3 protein-coding genes are annotated in these 918 nt (G+C 57.1%); all 3 read right to left on the reverse strand.

The window, feature by feature from the left end; genetic code table 11:
• Positions 1 to 255: KH domain-containing protein (locus VZ95_RS20860; RefSeq protein WP_045777576.1), on the reverse strand; the 255-nt coding region annotated here is incomplete at its 3' end.
• A complete protein-coding gene (gene rplV, locus VZ95_RS20865) occupies positions 255 to 635 on the reverse strand; it encodes a 50S ribosomal protein L22 (RefSeq protein ID WP_045777577.1) in 381 nt (126 codons plus the stop codon). The genes VZ95_RS20860 and rplV, both read right to left, overlap by 1 nt.
• A gap of 4 nt (positions 636 to 639) precedes the next feature.
• A partial coding sequence (gene rpsS, locus VZ95_RS20870; RefSeq protein ID WP_232302795.1) for a 30S ribosomal protein S19 occupies positions 640 to 918 on the reverse strand: 279 nt, incomplete at its 5' end.

Raw genomic sequence — 918 nt, forward strand, 5'->3', positions numbered from 1 at the left:
CTTTTCGATGTCCGCGCCCTTCTTGCCGATCACCACACCCGGACGCGCCGAGTGAATGGAGATACGGGCCTTCTTGGCCGGACGCTCGATGATGACGCGGCTGATGCCGGCCTGAACGAGACGTTCAAACAGCATCTTGCGCAGCTTCAGGTCCTGGTGCAGCAGGGCTGCATATTCTTTGCTGGCGTACCAACGCGAATCCCAGGTGCGATTGATCCCGAGCCGAAGCCCGATCGGATTGACTTTTTGACCCATTACACCGTCTCCTCGCGCTCACGCACCACGATGCGCAGATGGCTGAAGGGCTTTTCGATGCGCGAAGCACGACCACGCGCACGGGCGTGGAAGCGCTTCAGCTCGAAGCTTTGGCCCACCGACGCTTCCTTCACATACAGCTTGTCAACGTCAAGCTGATGATTGTTTTCGGCGTTGGCGATGGCCGATTGCAGGGCCTTCTTCACATCTTTGGCAATCCGGCGGGTGCTGAAGGTGAGTTCGGCCAACGCCGTATTCGCCTTCTTACCGCGGATCAACTGCGCCACAATGTTCAGCTTTTGCGCGCTAACGCGCATGTTGCGAACAACGGACAGCGCTTCGACATCGGCTAGCTGCCGGGGCAAAGGTTTCTTGCTCATAGCCTTACTTCCTCTTTGCCTTCTTGTCGGCGGCATGACCGTAGAACGTGCGCGTCGGCGAGAACTCGCCGAACTTGTGCCCGATCATATTGTCCGTCACCAGAACGGGAATGAATTTCTGGCCGTTATAAACGCCAAAGGTCAGACCCACGAATTGCGGCAGAATCGTCGAACGACGCGACCAAATCTTGATCACCTCATTCCGGCCCGAAGCCCGGGACTTATCTGCCTTCTTTAGAAGGTATCCGTCAACAAACGGACCTTTCCAAACGGAACGCGCCAC

Source organism: Elstera litoralis, from assembly GCF_000963705.1.
Classification (GTDB): domain Bacteria; phylum Pseudomonadota; class Alphaproteobacteria; order Elsterales; family Elsteraceae; genus Elstera; species Elstera litoralis.

What these genes read in the sequence shown, in the direction of transcription:
- rplV (WP_045777577.1), bottom strand. Translation starts at nt 635, where the DNA reads ATGAGCAAGAAACCTTTGCCCCGGCAGCTAGCCGATGTCGAAGCGCTG.